This is a genomic window from Ideonella sp. FW305-24, assembly GCF_058788035.1.
On the sequence record NZ_JBYTAI010000003.1, the window covers coordinates 188,633 to 206,375 of the forward strand.

The 17,743-nt window shown below is 65.4% G+C and carries 29 protein-coding genes; 5 read left to right on the top strand and 24 right to left on the bottom strand.

Going from position 1 to position 17,743, the window contains the following annotated elements:
• Positions 1-10: 10 nt before the first annotated feature.
• From AC3WR5_RS09670 to AC3WR5_RS09685, 4 genes are read right to left on the bottom strand one after another with little or no spacing between them, the layout of a single operon-like run.
• Entirely contained in the window at positions 11-334 is a 324-nt protein-coding gene (locus AC3WR5_RS09670) for a hypothetical protein (RefSeq protein WP_492483873.1), read from the bottom strand.
• A 55-nt stretch (positions 335-389) separates the two neighbouring features.
• Complete coding sequence (locus AC3WR5_RS09675; RefSeq protein ID WP_492483875.1) at positions 390-1,958, bottom strand: phage portal protein; 1,569 nt, start codon at positions 1,956-1,958, stop codon at positions 390-392.
• Between the two features lie 2 nt (positions 1,959-1,960).
• Positions 1,961-2,191, bottom strand: a complete 231-nt coding sequence (locus tag AC3WR5_RS09680) for a DUF6148 family protein (RefSeq protein WP_492483877.1) — start codon at positions 2,189-2,191, stop codon at positions 1,961-1,963.
• Positions 2,191-2,928 (bottom strand): hypothetical protein, encoded by a 738-nt coding sequence (locus tag AC3WR5_RS09685; protein ID WP_492483879.1) that lies wholly within the window; start codon positions 2,926-2,928, stop codon positions 2,191-2,193. Before AC3WR5_RS09685 ends, AC3WR5_RS09680 begins: the two co-directional genes overlap by 1 nt.
• Positions 2,929-3,155: 227 nt before the next feature.
• Between AC3WR5_RS09685 and AC3WR5_RS09690 the strand changes: the two genes are divergently transcribed.
• The gene (locus AC3WR5_RS09690; protein ID WP_492483881.1) at positions 3,156-3,674 is read left to right on the top strand and encodes a DUF4124 domain-containing protein; all 519 of its coding nucleotides are present in this window, start codon (positions 3,156-3,158) and stop codon (positions 3,672-3,674) included.
• Here AC3WR5_RS09690 and AC3WR5_RS09695 read toward each other — a convergent pair.
• From AC3WR5_RS09695 to AC3WR5_RS09785, 19 genes are all read right to left on the bottom strand, one after another.
• The gene (locus AC3WR5_RS09695; protein ID WP_492483883.1) at positions 3,634-4,182 is read right to left on the bottom strand and encodes a hypothetical protein; all 549 of its coding nucleotides are present in this window, start codon (positions 4,180-4,182) and stop codon (positions 3,634-3,636) included. The two genes, AC3WR5_RS09690 and AC3WR5_RS09695, sit on opposite strands and share 41 nt — an antisense overlap.
• Positions 4,179-6,251, bottom strand: coding sequence for a phage terminase large subunit family protein (locus tag AC3WR5_RS09700; RefSeq protein WP_492483885.1), 2,073 nt, complete (start codon positions 6,249-6,251; stop codon positions 4,179-4,181). Before AC3WR5_RS09700 ends, AC3WR5_RS09695 begins: the two co-directional genes overlap by 4 nt.
• A complete protein-coding gene (locus AC3WR5_RS09705; RefSeq protein WP_492483887.1) occupies positions 6,238-6,879 on the bottom strand; it encodes a hypothetical protein in 642 nt (213 codons plus the stop codon). The genes AC3WR5_RS09700 and AC3WR5_RS09705 overlap by 14 nt, the downstream gene beginning before the upstream one ends.
• A 232-nt stretch (positions 6,880-7,111) precedes the next feature.
• The gene (locus AC3WR5_RS09710) at positions 7,112-8,071 is read right to left on the bottom strand and encodes a DnaB-like helicase C-terminal domain-containing protein (protein ID WP_492483889.1); all 960 of its coding nucleotides are present in this window, start codon (positions 8,069-8,071) and stop codon (positions 7,112-7,114) included.
• Positions 8,059-8,442 carry a hypothetical protein gene (locus AC3WR5_RS09715; RefSeq protein ID WP_492483891.1) on the bottom strand — a complete coding sequence of 128 codons (384 nt, stop codon included), beginning with the start codon at positions 8,440-8,442 and terminating at the stop codon, positions 8,059-8,061. The genes AC3WR5_RS09710 and AC3WR5_RS09715 overlap by 13 nt, the downstream gene beginning before the upstream one ends.
• Positions 8,442-9,314 carry an LvrA C-terminal domain-related protein gene (locus AC3WR5_RS09720; RefSeq protein WP_492483892.1) on the bottom strand — a complete coding sequence of 291 codons (873 nt, stop codon included), beginning with the start codon at positions 9,312-9,314 and terminating at the stop codon, positions 8,442-8,444. The genes AC3WR5_RS09715 and AC3WR5_RS09720 overlap by 1 nt, the downstream gene beginning before the upstream one ends.
• Before the next feature lie 5 nt (positions 9,315-9,319).
• Positions 9,320-9,520: a helix-turn-helix transcriptional regulator gene (locus AC3WR5_RS09725; protein ID WP_492483894.1), complete on the bottom strand. Its 201-nt coding sequence runs from the start codon at positions 9,518-9,520 to the stop codon at positions 9,320-9,322.
• Positions 9,521-9,597: 77 nt separating this feature from the next.
• Positions 9,598-10,041, bottom strand: coding sequence for a hypothetical protein (locus AC3WR5_RS09730; RefSeq protein ID WP_492483896.1), 444 nt, complete (start codon positions 10,039-10,041; stop codon positions 9,598-9,600).
• Complete coding sequence (locus tag AC3WR5_RS09735; protein WP_492483898.1) at positions 10,038-10,289, bottom strand: hypothetical protein; 252 nt, start codon at positions 10,287-10,289, stop codon at positions 10,038-10,040. The genes AC3WR5_RS09730 and AC3WR5_RS09735 overlap by 4 nt, the downstream gene beginning before the upstream one ends.
• Positions 10,286-10,753, bottom strand: a complete 468-nt coding sequence (locus AC3WR5_RS09740; RefSeq protein WP_492483900.1) for a hypothetical protein — start codon at positions 10,751-10,753, stop codon at positions 10,286-10,288. The genes AC3WR5_RS09735 and AC3WR5_RS09740 overlap by 4 nt, the downstream gene beginning before the upstream one ends.
• A complete protein-coding gene (locus AC3WR5_RS09745; protein WP_492483902.1) occupies positions 10,750-10,911 on the bottom strand; it encodes a hypothetical protein in 162 nt (53 codons plus the stop codon). Before AC3WR5_RS09745 ends, AC3WR5_RS09740 begins: the two co-directional genes overlap by 4 nt.
• A gap of 1 nt (position 10,912) precedes the next feature.
• The gene (locus AC3WR5_RS09750) at positions 10,913-11,149 is read right to left on the bottom strand and encodes a hypothetical protein (RefSeq protein WP_492483904.1); all 237 of its coding nucleotides are present in this window, start codon (positions 11,147-11,149) and stop codon (positions 10,913-10,915) included.
• Positions 11,146-11,427 carry a hypothetical protein gene (locus AC3WR5_RS09755; protein WP_492483906.1) on the bottom strand — a complete coding sequence of 94 codons (282 nt, stop codon included), beginning with the start codon at positions 11,425-11,427 and terminating at the stop codon, positions 11,146-11,148. The genes AC3WR5_RS09750 and AC3WR5_RS09755 overlap by 4 nt, the downstream gene beginning before the upstream one ends.
• Complete coding sequence (locus tag AC3WR5_RS09760; RefSeq protein ID WP_492483908.1) at positions 11,424-11,834, bottom strand: hypothetical protein; 411 nt, start codon at positions 11,832-11,834, stop codon at positions 11,424-11,426. Before AC3WR5_RS09760 ends, AC3WR5_RS09755 begins: the two co-directional genes overlap by 4 nt.
• Positions 11,831-12,190, bottom strand: a complete 360-nt coding sequence (locus tag AC3WR5_RS09765) for a hypothetical protein (RefSeq protein ID WP_492483910.1) — start codon at positions 12,188-12,190, stop codon at positions 11,831-11,833. Before AC3WR5_RS09765 ends, AC3WR5_RS09760 begins: the two co-directional genes overlap by 4 nt.
• Before the next feature lie 116 nt (positions 12,191-12,306).
• Positions 12,307-13,098 carry a BRO-N domain-containing protein gene (locus tag AC3WR5_RS09770; RefSeq protein WP_492483912.1) on the bottom strand — a complete coding sequence of 264 codons (792 nt, stop codon included), beginning with the start codon at positions 13,096-13,098 and terminating at the stop codon, positions 12,307-12,309.
• 3 nt (positions 13,099-13,101) lie between these two features.
• On the bottom strand, positions 13,102-13,413 hold the full coding sequence (locus AC3WR5_RS09775; protein ID WP_492483914.1) for a hypothetical protein: 312 nt from the start codon (positions 13,411-13,413) through the stop codon (positions 13,102-13,104).
• Positions 13,414-13,420: 7 nt separating this feature from the next.
• Positions 13,421-13,888, bottom strand: coding sequence for a hypothetical protein (locus AC3WR5_RS09780; protein WP_492483916.1), 468 nt, complete (start codon positions 13,886-13,888; stop codon positions 13,421-13,423).
• Positions 13,885-14,067 (bottom strand): Arc family DNA-binding protein, encoded by a 183-nt coding sequence (locus AC3WR5_RS09785; RefSeq protein WP_492483918.1) that lies wholly within the window; start codon positions 14,065-14,067, stop codon positions 13,885-13,887. Before AC3WR5_RS09785 ends, AC3WR5_RS09780 begins: the two co-directional genes overlap by 4 nt.
• Positions 14,068-14,179: 112 nt before the next feature.
• Between AC3WR5_RS09785 and AC3WR5_RS09790 the strand changes: the two genes are divergently transcribed.
• The 4 genes from AC3WR5_RS09790 (at position 14,180) to AC3WR5_RS09805 (ending at position 17,240) form a co-directional block, all read left to right on the top strand.
• Entirely contained in the window at positions 14,180-15,049 is an 870-nt protein-coding gene (locus tag AC3WR5_RS09790) for an Arc family DNA-binding protein (protein ID WP_492483920.1), read from the top strand.
• A 164-nt stretch (positions 15,050-15,213) separates the two neighbouring features.
• The gene (locus AC3WR5_RS09795) at positions 15,214-15,447 is read left to right on the top strand and encodes a hypothetical protein (protein WP_492483922.1); all 234 of its coding nucleotides are present in this window, start codon (positions 15,214-15,216) and stop codon (positions 15,445-15,447) included.
• A gap of 243 nt (positions 15,448-15,690) precedes the next feature.
• Entirely contained in the window at positions 15,691-15,951 is a 261-nt protein-coding gene (gene xisR / locus AC3WR5_RS09800) for an excisionase family protein (protein ID WP_492483924.1), read from the top strand.
• Entirely contained in the window at positions 15,885-17,240 is a 1,356-nt protein-coding gene (locus AC3WR5_RS09805) for a hypothetical protein (RefSeq protein ID WP_492483926.1), read from the top strand. Before xisR ends, AC3WR5_RS09805 begins: the two co-directional genes overlap by 67 nt.
• A 20-nt stretch (positions 17,241-17,260) precedes the next feature.
• Here the strand turns inward: AC3WR5_RS09805 and AC3WR5_RS09810 are convergent, their stop codons facing one another.
• Entirely contained in the window at positions 17,261-17,659 is a 399-nt protein-coding gene (locus AC3WR5_RS09810; RefSeq protein ID WP_492483928.1) for a hypothetical protein, read from the bottom strand.
• Between the last annotated feature and the right edge of the window lie 84 nt (positions 17,660-17,743).

Consider the following 17,743-nt stretch of genomic DNA (forward strand, 5'->3'; position numbering starts at 1 on the left):
CGGCGCTGGCTCATCGGGAGCGTGCGACGGCGGTGTTGCGCGCCAGGTCTTCGAGCGTGCGGCGCATTTCCTTCATGTCGCTGCGCACCTCGCTGAGCGTGTCGCGGTAGCGGGCGTCCAGCTCGCGGGCGAACTGCTTGTTGGCCAGCAGCTCGGCCTCGGTGAGGGTGACCCGCTTGTCCAGGTTCGACCAGGACAGGAAGATCGTCACCAGGAAGCCGGCGAAGGTCAGCAGGTGCCCGAGGTTGACCGTGGGGTCAAAGGCAACGCGGCGCGGCGCGATCATCGTGCGGCGGTCCGGGCCGGTGTAGCCGGGGGAGGTTTTCTGTGGCATGGCGGTCGGGTCCGGCTTTGGGTTGACGGCAGGTGGCACAGCGGTACTTCGGTCATCAGGTGGTGGGCCTTGGCGCCGGGGTTGGCGCTACGGTTGGAGCAGGCGCGCCGGCCTTGGGCACCGGCAGCATGTCGGCGGCACGCAGGGCGGATTGTTCGCGCACCTTGATCGGAAGAGTACGGTTCCAGTCGCTGCCGAACAGTTCCCATTCGGCCTGCTCGCGAGTCATGAAGCGCGCGTCAACCGCCGCGGTGTAGGCATCCACCTCGTCCTTCGGGTTGATGCTGCCCTGACTGTCGCCATGCCAGGCGGCGCGGGTGTAGGCCCAGCGAATGAGCGGGTCGGCGAAGAAGCCGGGCGCCGGTACGCGGCCGATGGCGACGGCCTCGGCCAGCCAGGTTTCGAGCACAGGCTGGCAGAAGCTGTTGACCACCCATGTGCGCTCGGTGCGGAAGTGCATCCAGGCGTCCAGCAGCGCGGCTTTGCTGGCCGAATAGCTGCTGTTGAAGGCTTTGGTGAGCACCTCGAACGGGATGCCCAGGCCCATGCCCACCAGGCGCAGCATGCCCAGGATGAAGGCTTCGGCGTTCGGGTTGGGCCGCTTCGGGTCTGCGAAGGTGGCCTTCTCGCCTTTGGCCAAGCCGACCACGGCGGCCGGGCCGAGGGCGATCTCATCACCCGCAGGGCCGCCGCCCTGCCCCGGCGCCAGGCCGAACACCGGCGCCGGGCCGGTGCCGGCCTCGGTCTCGATGAAGGTCGTGAAAAACGCGTTGATGACCGCCGCGGTGATCTCCGCTTCGGTGAACCGGCCCAGGTCCTTGATGGTCTGGATGACGGGCGCCAGGTAGGGCACGCCGCGCGTTTGCTCGGGGCGCAACGGGCGGTAGTGGTGCAGGATGCGCCGGCGGCCGCTGCGGTTGCCGATGCGGTCGATCCACTGGCCTGCGAAGCGGTCACCCGGCAGGTAGGCGCCGGGGTGGCGGTCATAGATGTAGTACGACTCAGGCGCGCCGCCGCCGTCCAATCGCCGAACCCCAGCCACCACGGTGGCAGTGTCGGACAGGCCGCCGGGGTTGCCGCAGCGGTCGGCCTCCAGCAGCTGCAGGCGCAGTTTGTAGGGCTGGGTGGCGCTGGGCTTGCCGTCTGGCAGCACGGTGAAGCAGTCGCCGCTGGTCAACCGGCCGCCCAGCACGCTGCCCTGGCGTTCGTAGAAGGTTTCGGTGCCTTCCCAGTCGCACTCGGGGCTGTCGGCCCAGAGGCTGAATTCCTGGGCGGCATTGGCTGCCCATTCGGCAGCCTGCTCATCGTTCCAGCCCAGAACCTTCGCCACCGGCTGAAACACCGGCTGCAGGCCGGTGCCCACCACGCGGTTGATGTTGGTGCCGATGGCGCCGGTGGCGATGGGATTGGTGGCGCGCAGCTCGCGGCTCTCGGCGCGCTGTCGCGGCAGGCTGCGCAGGATGTCGGCGTCCGCGCTGCGCGGCGTGGCCATCCAGCGACCGTTCATGGGCGACATGGGGCCGCCGTCCGCGCCGTAGCCGCTGAAGGCACCGAACTGCACACCCTGCTGCTGGGCGTGCGCTTCCAGGCGACGCCGGGTGTGGACTGGCAGGTTGAGGCCCATGCTCAGCGCGCCGGGGTGAAGTACATGACGCGGCGGGCGCCGCTGGTGGCGGCGTCCATGGTGGCGAGTTCGGCGCGAATGGTCTTGATCTCAGCCCGGACCTGTTCGAGGTCAGCGCGCTTGTTGCGGCGCGCCGTGGCGCCTTCGCCGATGGTGTAGTCCTGGCTCTGAAGAATGCGCGCTTCGGCATCCAGGTAGCCGGTCAGCCGGGCCTGCAGTTCATCACGGGTCATCAGCGATCACCTCGGGAAATGAGGGCCTGGGCCGCGGTCGCGAATTCGGCGCGAAAACGGGCCAGCACCACGGGTTGCACGATGCCGTCGAAGTCCAGGCGCTTGCGGTATTGCGGCGCCTGGTCGGCGAAGATGAACAGCGGACGCAGGCGGTGACCCTCGCGGCGCCAGATGCCCGCGCGCTTGCGATTGCCACCACGTGGCACGCCGACAAACAGGTCGTTTTTCAGCACTCGGCCCTTACGGAAGCCGCCATTGCGCCGCCTCACCGAGGCGCCCTTCAGGTTCTTCAGCGTCGTGAGGAGGCGGCGAGCCGCGGCTCCCGTCAGATTGCCTGCAGCGTCCAGCTCGGCGGCTTGGCCGGGCATCAGCCATTGATTGCTGCCCAGCTCACCCATGTAGCGCAGCGCGGTCTCGATGCGCTTGTGGTTCCGGCTGCCGCCGAACACTTCAGGCGCCAGGTAGTTCTGCGGCGTGGTGCCGTTGCTGACCTGGTCTTTCACGGCGACGCGCGCGGTGAGGTTGTCCTTCGTCGCGGGCACGATGCGCGTTGCATTGAGGGTGTAGCGCACCGGCTGATCGAACACCGCGGGCATCTTCTGCACCACGGCCTGCTGCCCGGCCTGAACGCTGCGGGTTAGCGCGGTCGCGGCAGCGTAGGGAATGACGCGCGCAGGCACATCGCGGGCCTGGGCGATCGCATCGGCGATGGATCCTTGGCGGCGGGTGGTGAGCATGCTGCGGTGCGGGCAAAAAAATGCCCCGGAGCGCTTTCACGCTACGGGGCAAGGCTTCTCGTCGAAGAGTTCCGGTCCAGTCCAATCAACCCATCCAAGTGTGCAAATTACCGTCCAGAGACAGTTTCTCTACCTACCTGAATTGCTGCGAATTTTGGCCTTTCTGTGCTACGGTTTCCAGCGCTGTTTTGTGCTACGTGGATAGCACACTTTTGAGGGGGATCAGCATGGCAAAGCGTTGGATCGCTGTTGCGCTTTCAGTCGTTTCGTGCGCTGCTTCGGCGCAGTTCAAATGCGTCGGTTCAGACGGCGCTGTTTCGTTTCAGCAGATGCCTTGCGCAGGTGCCGGCGCCAAGCAGGAGCTGCTGACGGTGCGCCCGGCCAGCGGCCGAGCGCCGGCGCAGGCCAGCGCCATGACGGAGGCCAACTCGTCGCCCAGTGCTTCGCCAAACGCTGACGTGCGACTGGCAGCAAAGATGGAACGCGAACGCAAGACGCTGGAGATGCAGCGCCGAATTGCGAACGTCGAATCCGACATCGACCGGCGCAACGGCCTGATGCAGGAAGAGATGGATAGCATCCGGTCGCGCAAGTCCAGCGCGAAGAACAACCTCGCGGGCGCGACGTGGGAGCAGAGTCTGAGCGGCGAGATGCAGGCCGTAGCGGCAAAGTACAAAGCCATGAACGATGTGGACATGGATCGGCTCAAGCAGATGCGGCAGGAGCTGGCTGCAATGCAGATGTGACGCTGGGAAGGCCCGCCAGCTGCGCCTGATTGTCGGCCAGGATCTCTCGTGAGGCTGAATAGACGCGCCGGCGGAAGTCACGCACCAGTGTGTACCAGTGCCTCCGCGACACGCCGACAAGCGGCGCCGCAGCCTTGATGTTCTTCGGGCGCACGATGTAGTGCAACTCGAAGACCTGCCGGTCCAGCGCCGCGGGTTGGGCCAGCACCGCCAGGTGGAAGGCGTGAAGCTCGGCACTGCACACGGCGTCCGGGCCACCTTCCCGCGTGACCGGACGGCTCTTCGACGCGAGGCGGCCCAGCAGGCTTGGCGGGGTCGACGGCTTGCCGTAGTAGCGACGTGTTTGGCACCACCAGGCCCAGGCCTCGCAGAGCTGGTGGATGTGATCGTCCGCGCTCAGCTCGGCCGGCGCGATGTCTTCGGCGTCGTCGTGCTCCGGGTGCGTTCCCTGCGGCGCCGCGGCGGCCAGGTGGCCGGCGTCGACCACGGTGTGGGTGGAAGTGGTCATCGTTGGAGTCCTCGGTTCAGGATGCGGCGGCCACCGTGGGCCTGTGGCAGGTGGGTGGGGATGTCGGGAGGCACGGGAGGAACGGCCGGCGCTGGCGGTGCGCTGTCGGCCGGCAGGTCCTGCGGCTGCGTGTGGGCCGGGGCGGGATCTGGCTGGACCACCGGCAGCGCCTGCGCGGCCGCAGCGGCGAACAGATCGGGCGTGAAGCTGGCCGGCACCAGGCTGTCGCGCAGGCGCTGCCAGTCCTGACCCGACCAGCGCTGCAGCTCCAGGTGATAGGCCAGCGCCAGATTGCCGACGGCGCAGTCCAGCACCTCATTGCGGGCGCCTTGCGGCTTGGCCCACACGCGCACAGCGCGACCGCCGCGCACCACGGTGCTGGGCTTCTCGGCCAGCAGCTGCTCGAAGAAGTCTTCTTCCAGGCCCGTGCACCAGTGGGCCGCGCCGGCGCCGCCCACCAGCTTGTATCGGTTCAGGAACCAGTCCTTCGCGGTGTCGGCGCCCAGCATCCACAGGCGCACGCCGCCGGGCCGCTTGTTGCCCTGCCAGTCGATGTCCACCGCGCTCGGGCGCGCGGCGATGATGGCCCGGCCGGCGACGCTGTGCCCCTTGGTGACGACGCAACCCAGGTGCTCGCGCTGGCTGCCGTAGTTGTAGACGTCCTGCGTGTTGTGGCCGCCGGAATCAATCCCGTAGGCGCTGACCTTGATGAGCACGCCGCTGGCATGCGCGTAGGGCGTGCGGCGCATCTCGTCCAGGCGCTGCCAGACGCTGCCTTCCTGGTCGGGCGGTTCGGTCGGGGAGCCCCACAGGATGCGATGGTCAATGGTCCAGTGCTCCAAGCCCGGCCCCCAGGCCTCGGTGGTCACTTCCAGTCGGTTGGGCTGGGTGTCGGCGTACATGGTCAGCACCAGGGCGCGGTCCGGCAGGATGCGCGGCGGGTAGGCCTCGGCTGCGGCGCGCTTCATCAGCTCGGTGGTGGTGCTGGTGGCTTCGCTGCGGTCATAGTCCAGGCCGAGGCGGGTGTTCCAGAACACCATGATTGCCTGGTGATCGCCGCGTTCCTTTTTCTCCAGCGCCTCGATCAGCTCCTTGGCGAGGCTGATCCAGCTGATGGAGCCCAGCGGCGCATAGAACGCAGACAGCGTGACGCTCACGGTTTCGCCGTCGCCCTGCGCGTAGGCCACCCAGCGCGCCTGGCCGCCGTCTTCGACGCTCGGCAGCATGCTGGTCTTGTGGTGCTCCTCGATGTCGGCGCCGCAGTCCGGGCAGGTCATCCAGGCGCGGGTGACCTCGTCGCCTACGCTTTCGTGCCGGAAATTCTCGACCACCAGTTCATGCAGGTGTCCGCAGTGCGGGCACGGCACGTGGTAGTGCTCTTGCGTGCCCTTCTCGAACCAGTCGGTGATTTCGCTCAAGCCCTGGGCGGTGGGCGAGCTGACCAGGTAGGCCTTTGCGCTGTTGCCGTAGCTGGTCTGCCGGGCCAGGGCCAGCTTGACCCGCGAGCCTTCCTTGGCGCCCGTCACCCAGCCTTCGCGGTTGATCTCGTCGCAGAACAGGTAGCGAATCGGTACCTCGGCCAGGTTGGCGTCGGAACCGGCGGTGAGGATGTAGAGGTGGCCACCGTCGAATTGCTTGTCGCCCAGCGTGTTGCGGCTGCTGCGCGAGCGGGGCTTGGCGACCTTGCCCTTCACGGCGTCGCAGGCGTCGATGGCCTCTTGCACGCGGTTGCTCAGGCGCTCGGTCACCGTGGCGTTCGGCTCCAGCGCCAGGATGTTGGCCGGCGCGCTGTGGATCCAGCCGAGCGCGGCGCAGATGAAGACCTGGGTCTTCAGCATCTGCGAGGCCACCCTGGCGACCACGTACCGCGCCTTGTGTGATGGGCTCAGCGCCTGCAGCAGCCGGCGCGCATAGGGAGTCTTCGCGATCCTGTAAGGGCCGGGGAACGCCGCCCCCTTCGGGATCACCACGTTGTCTTCCGACCAGGTGTCCAGCTGCAGGTCGGCGTCAGGTGCCACAGCCTCTGCCGCAGCGCGCAGCACCAGGCTCAGCGCGTCAGTCACCGCCACTGGCATCCCCCCGCAGGTCAGCCGGCACCTGGGCGCCTTCGGCGTGAGCGTGCTCGGCCGCGAGCTTGGCAAGCACGCGGTCGCGGAACAGGTTCAGCGCCTGGCGCATGCCTTCGTCGATCACCTGCTGGATCTCGCGCTGGTCGGTCAACGGCACCAGGCGGCCGGCCACGGTGCGGCCCAGCGGCATCATGCTGTCGCGGAGCATGCGAAAGGCGGTCCACACGGCCTGGCCGACGGCAGCAGCGTCGGTCAGCGAGCCTTCCTTCTCTTGCCGAGTGATGCGCGCCATCAGCAGCTCTTCGTTTTCGCGGGCAGTGCGGGCCTGGTCATAGCTCAGGTACGTCTCGCCCAGCACGCCAGCCATCATCCCGGGCTGTGTCCCCTGCCCCCCTTTCGGTTGCGCTGCGCTCACTGGCGGCGAGGGCTGGTCTGCTGCTGGGGCCGTCCGAGCACGCGCGCGGGTGTTCTGTGCCCACTGGATGTCAGCCACGGCCGGGTCAATCCAGCGCTTGCCGTCCTTCTCGATGACCGAGATGCGCCCGGCCTCGATCGCTTTGCGCACGGCCTTCTCGTCGCAGCCGCGGTGGCGGGCGTATTCGGACACGGTCATGAGCTGCACGGCCATCAGCAAGCCCCCGAGTCCGAGCAGATCGGACCATTCACCGGACTTTTCCCCGGCCCAGCGACTGGCGCACTCGCGCGGGTCGAATCACCCGTGTTGGGCGCGGTCCTGGAAGAACCTACTGGGGGGTGCGAGTCGGACCCAACCTGGTCTGGCACTGCCTGTGGTTGGACGGTGCAACCCGCAAAAACCGAATGGCGGCTGTGTGTTGTCTTCATTGGCGAACTGCTCCAGGTCATCCGTGGTGCGGCCAAGCCGCGAAGTCCAGCGCACGCGCGCCGGGCGATCCCACGAACTGCTGGGAGTCGGCCTCCCACCACAGGGCGAACTTCCCCTCAAACTCGCCGTTGCGCTGCTTGTCGCAGATCAACAGGCAGTCGGCCTCGTCGGGTGGGACCAGCTTGCCCTCGGCCTGCTTCTTCTCCTTGACCTTGTTCCGCCAGACCATCAAGACGTTGTCGACCTGGTCGGTGATGGCACCGGAGCCTTTCACGTCGGCCTTGCTTGGGACCTCACCCTCGCTGCCAGGCTTGCGGATGTGGTGCACCAAGTGGATGTGCGTGCGGTGGTCGCGCGCGATGCTGGTGAGCATGTCGACGAAGTCCTTCTGGCGGTTGTAGTCGTCTTCGCCGGCCACGCACTTCATCAAGCTGTCGATCACGATGTGACCAATGCCCAGCTCGGTCGCGCAGTACTTGGCCATGCCGGCGACGACGTCAGGCTTCACGGTGCCCTGCTGGTCGTAGAGCCACAGGCGGCCGTCGGTCATGATCTGGAACTGCTCGTAGACCTCGCGGAAGAGCGCGAGGAACTCCGGGTTCTGATCGGCCTGGCCGGGTGGCCGCTGGCTGGAAAACTGGCGCGTCATCCGCTCCAGGGTCTTGGCCGGCTTCATCTCGAAGCTGGCGATGCAAGCCTTCTGGCCCTGGGCCATCAGCGACAGCATCGCCATGCCGGTGACCAAGCTCTTGCCGTGGCCGTTCTGACCGCACCACAGCGTGACCTCGCCGGGCCGGAAGCGGAACTTGTCATGCGTCTTCTGCCATGGCAGGCAGGGCGAGCGATCGATGTGCGCGTGCCCCAAGCCAGCGATCATGCCGTCGATCCACTCGCGGGCCGGTCGCACCTTCTGCACTGCATCCGTGTCGCGCAGGTAGGACGCGAAGTCCATCGTGTCTCGAATCACTTGGGCCACGTGCCCTCTCCTTTCGAATCGAAAATTTCCAGCGTCTCGCACATGCCGCCGCCACGAGGCAGGAACACCACTCCGACAGCGCGCTTCGCGCCGGCGGCACGGAAGGCCTCGAACACCTCGCGCACCCGTCCGGCCGTCATGCCCTCGACCTTGACCTCAAGCCCAACAGCGAAGCGCAGGTCCAGCGATGCCAGCAGTTCCCCCGGCCCGATGGCGACGTAGGCCTTCGGGGGCGCCACCGCAAACTCCTCGTGCAGGCGGTGCCACTGCGCCGGCCAGGTGCTGCGGACGGTGTCGGTCTCGACCTCAATGCCGTGCTCGGGCACCTGGCCGCGAAGCCGCATGGCGATGAGTGGGGCGTGGCCGAGCATCAGATCGCCCCTCGCATCGGGTCCGACTGGCCACCCGCGGCGTCATCGCTGCCGGACTCGTCTTCCCACCGGCGGCCGTTGAGCCACGAGGCGGGGAGCGGGACGAATTGGCCGCCATCCTTCCGCCATTGCGGGGACTCTGCCTGCCTCGCCAAGGTCGCCAGCATCGACTTCAGCAGGTCCTCATCGGGCTTGAGCTTCGAGAAGACCTTGAGGGCGTCCTTCCTGGCCTCCTTCCGTGGGTAGGCTGCCCAGAAGCTGGCGAAGCTCTCGTCGCTCCCCTTGGGGGTAGGGGGTAAATATCCCTGTCCCTTTACTGTCCCTGTCCCTTGGTGAACGTCGCGTCGTTGCTCACGTTCATCGTGACGTTCAACGTCGCGTTGCTCGTCTCGTTCTTCGTCACGTTGCTCATCACGTTGCTCGTCGGTGGCTTCCTTCTTCGCCTTCTGCTTCGCGAGACGTGCGGCAGTTGCAGCTTTCGTACGTTCACGATGAGCCTGCTTCGACGCCCACGATTCGAGCGCCTTCGCGCACACCGTCTGGTGGTACAGCCGGCCGTCGCTGCACTTCGTGAAGTGAGCCAGTGCGCGCTCGCGCACCCGCCGCCACTCCTTCTCGTCGCAGCGCGCCAGGTCGGCCAGCACCTCGTCGTCGTCGGGCAGGCTGCCGCACGGCACCTGGTGCCAGGACTCGCACCACAGCGACACCGCGGCGTGCGCGACGCGCGGATCCTTCTTGGCCTTGATCCACAGCGAGGAGGACAGGAGCTTTCGCACGTCCAGCGGCATGAAGCCGAAGTCCGTGAGATCGACCTCTGCGGGCACCAGCGGATCAGGCAGGGCCGGCGCAGCGCCGGCAGATGTGTCACCCATGAATGTCACGCCGCCTGGTGCTGGGCGATCCACGCGTGCACCGCCGCAAGGTCCCACGCAACGCAGCGTTCGCCGAAGGACTTGGGCTTTGGGAAGCGGCCGGCCGCGATCTCCTGGCGCAGCTTCGTCTTTCGGAATGGCAGGAACGGCAGCAGCTGCTTCTCGCGGATGAATCCGACCGCCGGGAGTTGTGGGGCCTGTGACATGGCGGGTTCCTTTGTTCGCTCTGGTTCGGTATGAGCCACTGAGTTACGCACGATAGGGAGGCACACTTTTTCAGCATTCAGGCCCATGAGCTGCCTCCGGCGCGTTCGCCAACGCACCACCGCAGCACTCTCTGAAAGTCGGCGTCTTGGAGGGCTTCCCGGTGCTGCTTGAGCTGCAACCGGCCGGCGTGGCTGTCGCCAAAGGCGACCTTGGCCAGCTCCGTCCGCCGAGCGTGAAGGCGGGCATTTGCTGCAGCGCAGTGCAGGTCGGCGATGCGCACGCGGCGCAGCACCAGCGGGCCTCGGATGAGGTACGTCAGCTCGAAGGCGAACCCATCCGCCTGCCAGGCCCGTACCTCGCCGGGCTGGGCTGGCCAGGTGGTGCCGGCCGGCGGCACCAACCCTTCTTGCTCAAGCTGGGCGCGCGTGCCAACGAACTGCGCATCACCGCGCGGCACGATCAGCACTGCCAAGTCGCCGGCCACCAGGTCGGGAAAAGGCGTGCACTGGAGGCGAGTCATGGGGCCTCCATCGGGGCGGTGCGAAGCTGGGCCTCGATGGCTTCAATGCCCGTGAGCTCGGCAAGCAGCGCGCGGCGCACCGCGAACTGCAGTTGCGTGCTGCTGCGCGGGTCATGGGGAGGCAGCCCGTTGTCGCCGTCGTCCTCGATCAGCCGCAGGAGTTCAACGAACGAACGGGCGGTGATGAGGTGGTTGCCCAGTGCATCCGCCAGCTCGGTCGGGCTCACGGGTTCTGCGCTTGCGCTCACGGCGTGGCTCCCTTCTTTGCAAGGCGTGCATCCTTCGCAGCCGCCAACGAGTTGCGCGCCTGGGCCGCGCGGGCGCGTTGATCGATGTCGGCGATCTCGCGGCGGATTTCAGCAGCGACCATTCCGAAACACTGGCGCAAATGGTCCTTGGTCGCCTTCTGCGCGCGTTGCTCGTGGTCGTCCAGATCGGCGAGCCTGTTCTTGTGGATGGACGTCACACCCTTCGGCAGTGGCCCACGCAGCGCACGGTTTCTCACCGGCACAGACTCTTGCGCGAAGAGACGCACAACATTCGATCGCGGGCGGTCGGGCCGGGTCAGGCCCGGGGGCTTCATGCCCGCGATGTGCCGGTCGATTACCACCCTCATGTGCGCCTGGAACTCGGCCTTTTCCTTCAGTGATCGGTCTCTCACCTGAGCGAGCACCCGCAGCAGTTCCGCCTCCATCTGAGACTCGGTGCTCATGCCGCACCTCCTCGCGCAGGCAAGGCCAGCACCACCGGCAGCGCAACCAGGCACAGCACGCACCACAGGCCGATGGCCTGATCTTTGTCGGCCACCACGCGAGCGGCCACATCCACCGCACGGCCCAAGACAGCGCGGATCGTCTTTCTGATCTGCATGTCAATCCTTCCGGGGTGAGTTTTGAGACTCGGCCGCGTAGGCGGCCATCCACTGCGCATCGGCCTGGCGGTGGGCGGCTTGGGCTTGGACCTGCAGGGCGCGCAGTACCGCGCCCAGTCGATGGATGCGGCCGGTGTCTCCGGACTCGGCCTCGTTCACCAATTCGCTGGCCAAGATGGTCAGGTTGAGCACATCCCCGACAGCCCGCGTGATGCTTTCGAGCACGGCGGCGCTCATGCTGGATCCCCCGCTTCCTTCAAGCCCATGATCTCTTCGACGCGGTCATAGACATCGCGCGCGAGCGACGCCACCAGCGACAAGACATCCTCCTGGATCTCTCGGGAGTAGTTGCCGAAGGTGCTGTCGCCATACAGCGTTTCGGCAAGGGCCCTCAACTGGCGCGCTCGGTCGTACAGATCGTCGTGCGCATTCAGTAGCGCAACGCCTTGCGCCTTCGACGCCCCGGAGTTCACCCCCAGATTGCCGCTTGTAGGCTTGGTTGCGGCGCTCTTCACAGTGCACCTCCGTTCGCCGTCGAACCCTTGCGGCGGCCTGAGTGCTTGCGCGGCGGCAGCATGCCGGCCATGAAGGCCTGGAACTGGCAGTCCTGGGCCGCCAGCACTGCCCGGCGCGCGCCGACATCCCGCTCCACCATGTCGAGCAGCGAACGACGCCTGGCCTGGCCCTGCACCCGGGCCATCGTGTCGTGGCACACGGCAGCGGCCCTGGCCCAAATGGCGGCGGCCTGTCGCTCGCTGCACTCGCGGCCGCGCTTGCCGCGCCTAATCTGGTCCCACAATTCGTTGCCATCGGCGGGCGGTGGAGCGGTGGACTTCTTGAGCGGCTCATTGCTCATCAGCGCGTCCCACAGGTCCTCGGCGGCGCTGTCGAAGCCGCGTTCGCTTGGGGTGGATTTGCTCACAGCGCACCGCCTTTCCGGCTGGCGGCTGGGACAACTGCGCGACGCTGACGCTCCAGATGGGCTGACTCTTCCAGCACGAGTTCGGCGAAAGTGTCTGCGGCCTGTTCGATCACGCGGAGCACGCTGGTCACCAAGTCCAGCCGTTGCGAGGCGTCGGGGCGCTCCAAGCTCAGCCGTGCCACGACGGCCAACGCGGCGATTCGCTCGGCGGCGTCGCCGGCCAGGTCGACCAGTGTCTGGAAGGACAATGCCAGATCGTCGTGATGCCGAGCGCGCGAAGCTGCGCCGGGCGGAATGCCCCCCAACGGGGGATGGGCTGCGCCGAGGGCGGCGCTATGATTGCTGTCAAGCGACATGGAAGTCTCCGAAGACGAAAGTTGACGCTCAGACGTGTTCAAGCCCTGCCAGGCTTGAGCACGTCGACCTACCGCAGAAGAGCCGCTGCGGTGCCGGGTTGAAATGAGGTGCCTGTTCACGCCGCTTCGCGGCCCTGGATCAGCCCCACCAGTTCCGAGAACCGAGACCTGAACCAGTGAGGCTGCGTCTCGCGCGGGTTGCTCGGGCTCACAAGGTTCTTGCCGAAGGACAGACCGCGCTGGGTGATGGACCAGAAGGTTTTCGTTCCCTTCGTGCTGCTCCCGCGCGTCAGCTGCTCCAGCAGGCCCATGTCGGCCAGCACCCTGTTGACCTTGGCCGCACTCAAGAGGGCGCCATGCTCCTTCAGCAACTCGGACATCGAAGCCGTCGCTTCGCTGCTGAACTGAGATGCGTTTGGCGCGTCCACGCCGTAGGCCGGCAACAGCGGAAGATGTTCGGGCGCATTGAGGGCAACTGCCTTCTGCACAACGCCCAGGCGCGCGGAACCCTCCAAGCGGAGCGCGTCGCTGATGGCCTCCGCAAGTTGCACAGCCAGCACCGCCGGGCCGCGGTTGGAATGGGAATAGGTGCCGGTCTTTCGGATCGATGGCAGCACCTTGCTCGTGACCCACTTCTTGAAACGCCTGGCTTCGGCCTTGCGGCTACCAAGGACCAGGTTGTAAAGACCGGACTCGTTCAGCGTGGTGACCTGCTGCGTCCCGCCAAGGGTGTCAATTGAACTGACACCCTTTTCATCCGCGTCAAGGCGGGCAGTCGCCATGGCCGTGTTTCCCAAGGCTAGGGCGTCGCAAACGTCCGAGGCGACGAACCATGGGTTGCCAGCTGCGTCGCGGACGACTCGCAACGGGAACTTCTCTTCGAAGTCGAAAATCTCCAGGTCATTCATGTTTCAGCTCCTATCGATCAGGTTCAACAGCACGGGCGCATCCGACTCCCAGTCCCGGCAGTCGTCGTTTTCTTCGAGGTGGCGAAACACCGCCACCGCCTCTGCATTGGTGGTCGGCTTGATGGTGGCCAGGCAACTGCGAGTGAAGGCCCGCCGCGCATCGGACTGGGTGTCAAGGTCCCCGAACCCGTCGAAGGCATTGCGCAGCCTGTAGAGCTCATCCCAAAACGCCAGCTCGCGAAGGCAATCGGTCAGCGTCAAAGGGAGCAACTTGGGCTGGGCCTGAAAGCGCGCAGCGACCTCGGCTTTGTCCAACCAGAGATCACCCTTCCGCACCTTCAAGCCGCGCAGCGCCTTCTTGCAGAAGCTCTCCGCGGGGAGTGGCTGCCACCACTCGGGGCCAAGGCGGCCAAGCGCTTCTTGCTGGCATGCCCGCCGGTCTACTGAGCGCTTTGCGTGGCTTTCCAAGTCGGCGAAGTCGAACGCAGGAAAGGCGGCGAAGACGTTCCCCGGGTTGGCTCGCAGGAGCGATGAGCTTGTAACGCTCAGCTAGATCCTTCAGAGGCGTCTTGACCTGCTTCGCTGCCAACATCGCCTTCTCGATCAGGTCCTGCTGGCCGGTGGCGATCACTTCGCGCAGCCACAGCACTGCGTCAACCTCCACATCCCCGGTGACTGCCTTCCGCACCGGCACCTCTTGAATGGCCAGGGCGGTGCTCTCGCTGTGACGAATGGGCGGAAGGCAGAACAGCTCGCGATGCGCACTGCCGATGACGGATGCTGCGGTCATTGAGCTGGCCGCAGTTCGGCCTGTGCCGCGATGTCCCGCTCTAAGCGCATGACGATTTCGCCTGTCAGTGATCGGTATCCACTTCGAGCAGCCACCTGCAGATGCTTTTGCAGCTCTTCGGGCAAATGCAGGCTGAACGGTGCGCGGCGCTTGAGAGCCGGCTTTTGCTTCATCTCCATCGTTGGATCCTTTCCGCGATGTCCTTAGTGTGGATGAAGAATAGAATCTACGGCATGTGGATGTCAATAAGAATCTTTGATGTGATTCTTTTTGATGTACACAATAGAGGGCATGGCAGATCGTCACCAGTCGCAGTCGTACCCCCTCCGCCTCCCCGAGGATCTAAAGCAGAAGATCGAGGACGCCGCGCGCGAGGGCGGGCGCTCGATCAACGGTGAGATCACAATTCGGCTCGCGCAGTCCATTGAAGCGCCGGAACTCGCGACAAGCAGGCAACTGCTTAGGCTCGCAATGGAGGTCGATCAAGCAAATCTGGACAAGATGGCGCTGATCCTGATGGTCACTGAACTGGTGCATACCGTTCGAGTGTTCGGCGCAACGCTTGAGCCGAAGCTGGAGCCGGGTCCGACCTTGGACTTGATTCGCGAATGGACCGACTCTGCGCTCCAGCTTCAGAAGGAGGCCGATGACTACATGCCCGACGAATCGGATCTAGGCGCACTGGACAAGATGAAGGACAACATCCTCTCCAAACTGGCCAATCTGAAAGCTATGGCCAACCGCGCAGTCCAGGAGAGCAAGGCGCGCGTGGCGGCAGTTCAAGCGGTCAACCTGCCCGTCCGCCTGTTCGAAGAAAAATTAGCTCGGGGGGCCCAAAGTAGCGCCAGCACACCCGCGGAACTACCCTTGAATCTCTTCGAGACTGAGCCGATGGCGTCTGCACCGCAGGCAGCAACTCAGCTGCCGCTTTATGAGGCACGGGGATCTCACCAGGAAGAACAGTTTGTCGCTGGTCCGAGCAACAAGCGCGTGAAGCCAGTCAAGCCCAAGAAGGTGATTTTGGTGGGCAACATCGGTACGGACAAGGAGGTCCGAAGCTCCATCGCGAAGATCATCAGGCGCAATGATCCAGTAGAAGCCAAGCCGAAGGGGCCGCCGGCTTACACCCAGCTCATGCCCCGAAAAAAAACGCCGCGCTGATGGTGTATCAGATACCTTTTTTGCGGTCCTGATCAGATCATCTTGATGCATCGAAAGAGGAACCTATAACCGGTCAACCTCAGATTGATGCAGATCCTAACGGCACACTGGTTTTCTTCAAACACGTCGCATCGTGTAGCTGACGGCCCATCGCGTTCCATGCAATGACCACCATCACCCAAAAGACCATCGGCGTGAACGGCGAGGAGTTGCGGACCCTCAATGCCGCAGACGTGCCGGCCACCGATGTGCACGACCTGATCCTGGCCGCTTCGCAGTTCGTGGCGGCCTACGAAGACGGCGCCAGCGAGGAAATCATCGAGGCCCGAGTTCAGCGGGTGTCCGGCAGGCTGGACATCCTGTGGGCACTGTTCTCGAAGCCGGAACAAGGTGCGTGATTGCCAAACGAAAAAGCCCGCGGCGTTGGCCTGCGGGCTTTGGGCACGGCTCCGCTTCAAATGGGGCCGGCGAGTTGTTATGACGGGTCTGTCTGTCCGTCTTTGGTGCTGAGCGAACTCTAGCCCATGTTTTGAATTTCACAAAGTGGGCACTGTCGACCCTCGACGGCCCTCACGCGAGGCGGTGGGTGTGGGGCGCTCGCTCCAGCACGACCCAGCCACCTGGCCAGAAGGGACAGCGCCATGAACGAGGAACAGCGGATCACCTACCAGGTTGTGCCCGGCGACCACGTGCTGATCCACGTCGCTGCGGCGATCTGGGGTTACACCGAGCGCGCCATCCAGCGAAAGATCCAGGACGGCGTGTGGCTTGAGGGGGCGCAGTGGCGCCGGGCACCGGACGGGCGCATCGTCATCATCAGGAAGGGAGTCGAGGCATGGTTCACGACGGGAGGATCGTCGGCGGCGAAGAGATCGAGTCGAACGAGCCACACCGGCCTTTGACCGATGCCGGTCACACGGGAGCTGTGACGGTCACACGCTCCCAGCTCTACGCCAGGGTCTGGGAGACGCCGATAGTCCGCCTGGCCGCCGAGTTCAACCTCTCGGACAACGGGCTGCGGAAGATCTGCAAGAAGCACGACATCCCGCTGCCGCCCCGAGGGTACTGGGCGCGTCTGGCTGCCGGGCAGCAGGTGGAGCCGGCGAAGCTGCCACGCCGTTCCGACGATTCGCTGGTTGACCTGCCGACGGCGCCTGAGGGTGCCGCCCCCAATACCGCGGCGACACCGCTCGACGGACACGCTTCTGAGGGGCCTACAGAAGTACCTCTTTATCCGGCCGAGATCCGCCCGGCGCTCGTTGGATGTCACGAGATCGTGAGAAGGACGGAGCGGTTCTTCTCGGGTGTGGCGGCAAAGGTAGCCGCCTACGAAAAACGAAAAGCCAGTCCACCGAAGACCGGCGGCCCGCGCCTCGACCTCATACCCAGCCACCGCAACCACCGCGGCCGACTATTTCCAACTCAGCCAGGGTGTCTGCGCATCGTCGCGACGCTCAAGAGCATCGACTGGATCCTGCGCTTTCACGATGCGCTTATTCGATGCCTCGCCTTGCATGGGTGCACCGCGGACACGCGCACCGAAAGCACGTTCGATGCGCTTCTGATCCGCTTCCAGCACGACAGCCTCGTGGTGACGTTCTCCGAGGACTTCGAGACCAGGAAGCTCAGGGATCCGGCGCGCCCATGGGTGGACACGGAATACCTGGCCAAGGACCGCTACCGGCTCAAGATCCTAGGCCGAGGGCACTGCCCGGAAAAGAACTGGGGCGGCAGCCAAGACCAACTTTCCGAGCGGTTGCCGTCCATCGCCCGCGAGATGGCGCAGATGCTCCAAGTGCTGGCCGCAGACCGAGAGGTCCGCGAGGCCGCGGCTGAAGAAAGGCGGGTTACCTTTGCAAATTGGCTGGCAGAGCAAACGGTTCTGGAGGCCGCTAGAAAGGCAGCCGCCGACCGCAAGGCGGCCCGAGCAGCCCAACTCGACCGCCTGCACGCCCTGCTGGCCAACCGCGAGAAGCACGCCAGCGCGCTGCGGCTGCTGGCCGAGCTCGAAGGGCGCGGCGACCACCCTGCCCTGCGCGCCTGGATCGACACGGTGCGCGCGGGCCTGGTGGATCCGACTGAGGCTTTCCTGCGCGAGATCGAGGCCGAGGGTGGCGGAGATCACAAGCCGCTTTGGTGGCCAGGGGGCGCGACTCCGAGCGACAGGACTGACGTCAGCCCGGGTAGCTGAGCTTTGCCAGCCCTGTACTTCTACGGCGCGCTCGCTGCAGATGCCGGGCGCATGGCCTTGAGCATCTCCCGCTGGGCATCGGTGACGTTGTCCATCATCGCGGTGTAGTCGTACTTGTCACCCCACTCCACGACCTTGCCGTTCACGAAGCGAACGAACACGCGGTCTGGCGACAGCATTTCGTTGTCGACGGCGGTGAACCCGACACGGCCAGGAGACCACCAAAAGTAGCGCTCAGTCAGGTTCTCGCCAGCCTTCTTGGCTGCCGTCTTGCGCGGCGTGCCCATGACCGAGATCACCTGATCCTTGCTCATGTCGATGGACAAGCGCATGGCCCTGCTGCTAAACGATTCAACCGGAGCCGTCGCACAACCGGTCAGCGCGATTGCCGCGACCAGCGAAAGAAACAGAACGCGCACATCGCCTCCCAAATTCAAAAGTCTATTCTCGCGGTCACTGAGCCGACTGTCATTGTGCTGGGCAGGCACAGCAGCACGGCCGCG